The following is a 4,572-nucleotide window of genomic DNA, read 5'->3' as shown; positions in this document are numbered from 1 at the left end:
GACCCGAGGGCACTTCCCAACGGACGATGCTGCAACAAAATTAATCTGGTTGGGATTGCGAAATATCACTGCTAACTGGGGCAAACCGGCACATGACTGGAAGAGTGCGATGAACCAATTTGCGATTCTGTACGGAGATCGATTTATCAGGCCTACCTGGTAAAACTAAGGCCTGCCTGTCGGCAGGCCGTTACCGGCCCGCACACAAAAAATCTGACACTCTCGCAAGCCTCCCTCCACAGCGGTAACCGAGTTCAGCTTCCACCACCAGGTCGGCTGTCAGGCCGAAACCAATAGCCGTCATTACCCAAATAACGGCTATACACTCACCCCTCCAGGCAGAAAAAAGCCCGCGGGAGGGCGGGCAGAAGAGACACTTCTTAAAAATGAGCCTGCCAACTATAGGCAGCGCACTGCCCCTTCACAGTGAAACTAAATTCATTCGACGACAGGTAACGCCCTCTTCTTGGACTTGGCCTCAGCCGCCAGGCATTCCAGGGCAAACTGCTCGGTGTAGGTCATCTGGATCGGCGTACTTTCGCCTTTCACCGTACGCTCGCCATCGAGAATATAGCGGATACGCTTGTCAGTGACGCCGATACGCTTGGCGATCCACGTGGGCGTCTGGCCAATGCGGCTGATCAGCTTGTCGGCGTAGTCAGTGGAAGGGTTGTAGCGTTCTGCATTGGGGGTCATCGGTTTTCCAGCTGCAAGCGAGGCCGTAAGTAGGCGACAGGGTGGCGTAATAATCCTTGGGTGTCGCCTGCTAATGGTAGAGTCGCGGTTTTTCCAAGGAGGCAATGGCATGCGAAAGGTGGTAATTGGCGCATTGGTGGTGGCAGCACTGTCCGGTTGCGCGGGCTCGAAGATGAAAGAGGCGCGCACCGGCACGCCCTACAAGACCCTGGCTTCGCAAAAAGCCCCACTGGTGGTTGCCCAATGCATCCAGTTCGGCTGGCAGGACGAAGCCGTGTTCGGCGTTGACGCTGGCGGCTTCAAGGAACCCATCGAAGCAGGCGGTTACACGGTGTACACCACCGGTGGTGACTACTTTGTCGACGTGCGCAGCACAGGCGCCGGCTCTACCGTCAATTACTTCGCGAGTGAAGACTCAATGCCGGCTAAACGACGCCTGGCCGCACTCGCGACCTGCCTGTAATCCGTTGCCTTAGTGTTTTTCGGAAATGCCCGGCGGGACAGCCGCCGGACATTGGCTTATGATTCTCCCGCTCGCTCGACGTGCTGGCTCTTTACCGGTACACGGACGTCGAGGCCGAAACGTCGGGCGGGCTTCTTTTCTTCCTTATCGCGGCATGTAACCCAAATGCCAGCGCCGGGGAATCTTCAGCGACACCACGCCCAATAAAGCGGCCAATACGCCACTGGCCAGCAGCGCCTTCAGCCCCAGTTGTTGCTCCAGCAGCGCGCCGATGACCGCGCCGACAAACATCCCCACCCACGGGATCAACTGCACCCGCCAGCCATTGCGCCGTTCTCCGAGCATCCAGCGCCCGAGCCCACGACCAAAGCGTGATAACGCTCCCGTCACGTACGTCAGGCCCACCGGCAAACCGTTGACCTCTTCCACGGCCGCATTGAGCATGCCCATGGCAATAATTGCCGCCAGCAACGCCGGCAAGGTCTCGGCAAAGGGCCACAAGGCTGCGCTGCACAGCAGGGCGGCAATGCACAGCAGCAAGGGCAGCGCATGCCGCCTGGCGAGGCGGCTGACCATCACGCCCAGCGCGTTGCCGACGATGAACGTCGCGATCAGCAACAGCAAGCGCCCGGTCAAACCGAGGTCGCCTGCGCCAATCGCCACCGCCAGACGCGTGGTATTGCCGCTCATGAACGAGACAAAATCGCCACTGGCCATAAAGCCGATCGCATCGGTCATGCCAGCGAGCACCGACAGGCTGGCCACCAGCATCAAGCCGACTCGGCCACGCCAGCGTTGGCGGTGGGCCAATGCGGCGTTCGCGTAAGGTTTGCGGGCTGCAGGCAGCATAAGGCCGGGCTCCTCGGTGAGATTATTCGGCCACTACCGTAGGACGCTTTGACTGGGCATGCAATGACCTCAGACACACTCCAGTCGCCAGCCTTCGCGATGCCAGGTCAAAAGATGCGTCGGCCGGATAGCCTGCACAAACGCCTCGTCATGGGACACCGCGACCAGCGCCCCGGTAAAACCGCGCAGCGCCTGTTCAAAAGCCAGCACGGATTCCACATCCAGGTGGTTGGTCGGCTCATCCAGCAACAGCAATTGCGCCGGTATCTCGCGCCACAAGGCGATCGCCATGGCGGCTTTCAAGCGCTCACCGCCACTCAAGCGACCTGTGGGTTGAGTCACGTGCAACGCATCCAGTTGCAGTAACGCCAGGCGTGTACGCAATTGGGCTTCGGCCAAGGGCGTGTCGAGCAGGTTGAGCTGCTCGACGATAGAGTGCTGGTCGTCTAGCAACGCCAGAGCCTGATCGATATACGCGCTGGGCACATGCACCGCGCATTCGCCGCTGACGGCCGGCCAGTGCCCCGCGAGCAGCTTGAGCAGTGTGGATTTGCCACAGCCGTTCGGCCCCCGCACCGCAATGCGTACTGGGCCTAAGAGGTTAAGTGTGATGAAGGTTGAGGGCTTAAGCGGGTCTAGCCACGGCAGTTGGGCGTTGTCCAGCCTCAGTATGTGGCGCCCATTAGGCACTGCGCAGCCGGGCAGGGCCAGCAGCGTGAGGGGTTCGTCGATAACGCGCGCGTAGGCCTGGCGCACCTGCACATCAAGCTCGTTTTTAGACTCGCGATGAGCGCTGCGCACGGTGCTGACGACTTCCTTGGCGGCGCTTTTGCAGCGCGCTTTGGTAAACCCGGTGACGTTGGCGGTTTGCGCATGTCTACGCGCGCGGGCGGCTTTGCGTTGCAAGCTGTCATGGTCTTTTTGCAGGCGCCGCCGCTCGCAACTGCGCGCCAGGCGTGCGCGTTCCAACGCGCTGAGGGCGGCGTGTTGTTGGCTGTCGCGTTGCAGGCGGTAGGCCGCGTAGTTACCGCCATAGACCTGCGCGCCGAGTGACGACAGTTCGATGATGCGGCCCATGGAATTGAGCAATTGCCGGTCATGGCTGACCACTACCAGGCCGCCGTGCCAGCCCGCCAGAAGGCGCAATAGCCAGTCACGACCCGCACTGTCGAGGCTGTTAGTGGGCTCATCCAGAATCAACAACTGCGGCGAGGCCAGCAAAGCACCGATCACCGCGACCCTGGCCAACTGGCCGCCGCTGAGGTGCTCGGCCGGCGTATACGCATCGAGTGCATGCAAGCCCGCGGTGTCCAGCGCCGTGCGCAGGCGCTCGGCCAGGTCCCAGCGGTCGTCGATCAGCGCCAGGTCGTGTGCATGAGACTCGCCCCGTGCCATGCGCTCAAGTGCCGCCAACACGTGGGCAGTGCCGGTGATATCGGCGAGGGTCTGATCCGGTTGAACCGCCCATGCCTGCGCGACGTAAGCCACGCTGGCGCAGCTGTTCAGCGTGCCGCAAGAGGGCGCCAGCAGCCCGGCCAGCAGCTTCGCGAGGATGCTTTTGCCACGACCGTTACGGCCGACAATGCCGGTGGGTGTGTGATCAATTGACAGGTTGAGGTTTTCCAGCAAGGTTTCGCCATCGGCGAACTGGAACGCTACATGTTGCAGGGAAACGAGTACAGGCAGCCGGTTGACGTCAGTCATCAGCACCTCCAAAAAAATGTCGAACAGGCCAACAAGCGCGCCAGGCGGCTCGTTGCAGATACATTTTGGAAGGCTTAGTTGTTCACGTCGGCGGTCATCCCGTGAGTCAGAAGGGACGCCAAGGCTACCCCACCTTGGCTTTCTTCGGCAAGTCGGCGGCCAATTGCTCGAGGAACATCGCCAGCGCGACTTCTTCGGCTTTCAGCCCTTTGCGCACCCGTGGCGTGGGCAACTTGGACAGCTCGCCCACGCTGAAATGTTCCAGCACGGCTGGGTGGATATAGCACTTGCGGCACACCGCCGGGGTGTTGCCGAGTTGCTTGGCGACGTCTTTGACCATCGCGACTACGTGGCGTTTGGCATCGGACTCCGGCTGCCATTCCAGCTCACGCAACACGGCTAATGCGAGGGCAGTGCCGGCCCAGGTGCGGTAATCCTTGGCGGTGAAATCGGCGCCCGTAAGGCTGTGCAGGTAAGCGTTGACGTCGTGGGAGCTGACGGTATGCCGCTCACCGTCTTCATCCAGATACTGAAACAGGTTCTGCCCGGGCAACTCCAAGCAACGCTTGACCACCGTGGCCATGCGCCGGTCCTTGACGCTGACCTGATGCTCAACCCCGCTTTTGCCGCGAAACTGGAACAGAATCTCGCTGCCTTTGACGTCCACATGGCGGGTGCGCAAGGTGGTCAGTCCGTAAGATTTGTTGTCGCGAGCATACTGGGTATTGCCGACACGGATGAGCGTGGCGTCGAGCAGCATCACCACTGTGGCCAACACTTTTTCACGGGTGAAACCCGGTGCAGCAATTTGCGCCTCCAATTGCTTGCGCAGCTTAGGCAGCGCATTACCGAATGCTTGC

Annotated in this window: 5 protein-coding genes and 1 pseudogene; 2 read left to right on the top strand and 4 right to left on the bottom strand. The window is 60.8% G+C overall.

Translation table 11 applies throughout. The features are described 5' to 3' along the window. Window positions 1-163: pseudogene (locus tag E0F99_RS29110) on the top strand (IS256 family transposase); the annotation flags it as partial. 275 nt (window positions 164-438) lie between these two features. Here the strand turns inward: E0F99_RS29110 and E0F99_RS29105 are convergent. Then, window positions 439-696, bottom strand: a complete 258-nt coding sequence (locus tag E0F99_RS29105; RefSeq protein WP_083358306.1) for a hypothetical protein — start codon at window positions 694-696, stop codon at window positions 439-441. Between the two features lie 109 nt (window positions 697-805). Between E0F99_RS29105 and E0F99_RS29100 the strand changes: the two genes are divergently transcribed. Further along, complete coding sequence (locus tag E0F99_RS29100) at window positions 806-1,159, top strand: hypothetical protein (RefSeq protein WP_083358307.1); 354 nt, start codon at window positions 806-808, stop codon at window positions 1,157-1,159. A 144-nt stretch (window positions 1,160-1,303) separates the two neighbouring features. Here E0F99_RS29100 and E0F99_RS29095 read toward each other — a convergent pair whose 3' ends face one another. From E0F99_RS29095 to E0F99_RS29085, 3 genes are all read right to left on the bottom strand, one after another. Further along, complete coding sequence (locus tag E0F99_RS29095; protein ID WP_083358308.1) at window positions 1,304-2,008, bottom strand: YoaK family protein; 705 nt, start codon at window positions 2,006-2,008, stop codon at window positions 1,304-1,306. A gap of 69 nt (window positions 2,009-2,077) precedes the next feature. Then, complete coding sequence (locus tag E0F99_RS29090) at window positions 2,078-3,712, bottom strand: ATP-binding cassette domain-containing protein (RefSeq protein WP_083358309.1); 1,635 nt, start codon at window positions 3,710-3,712, stop codon at window positions 2,078-2,080. 124 nt (window positions 3,713-3,836) lie between these two features. Beyond that, on the bottom strand, window positions 3,837-4,572 hold a 736-nt coding region (locus E0F99_RS29085; protein WP_130909106.1), incomplete at its 5' end, for a DNA topoisomerase IB.

It is taken from the genome of Pseudomonas antarctica, assembly GCF_900624995.1.
Lineage (GTDB): Bacteria > Pseudomonadota > Gammaproteobacteria > Pseudomonadales > Pseudomonadaceae > Aquipseudomonas > Aquipseudomonas antarctica.
The sequence above is the reverse complement of the archived record's forward strand: the minus strand, read 5'-3'. Positions and strand labels throughout refer to the sequence as shown.

What these genes read in the sequence shown, in the direction of transcription:
- E0F99_RS29090 (WP_083358309.1), bottom strand. Translation starts at nt 3,712, where the DNA reads ATGACTGACGTCAACCGGCTGCCTGTACTCGTTTCCCTGCAACATGTA.
- E0F99_RS29100 (WP_083358307.1), top strand. Translation starts at nt 806, where the DNA reads ATGCGAAAGGTGGTAATTGGCGCATTGGTGGTGGCAGCACTGTCCGGT.
- E0F99_RS29095 (WP_083358308.1), bottom strand. Translation starts at nt 2,008, where the DNA reads ATGCTGCCTGCAGCCCGCAAACCTTACGCGAACGCCGCATTGGCCCAC.
- E0F99_RS29105 (WP_083358306.1), bottom strand. Translation starts at nt 696, where the DNA reads ATGACCCCCAATGCAGAACGCTACAACCCTTCCACTGACTACGCCGAC.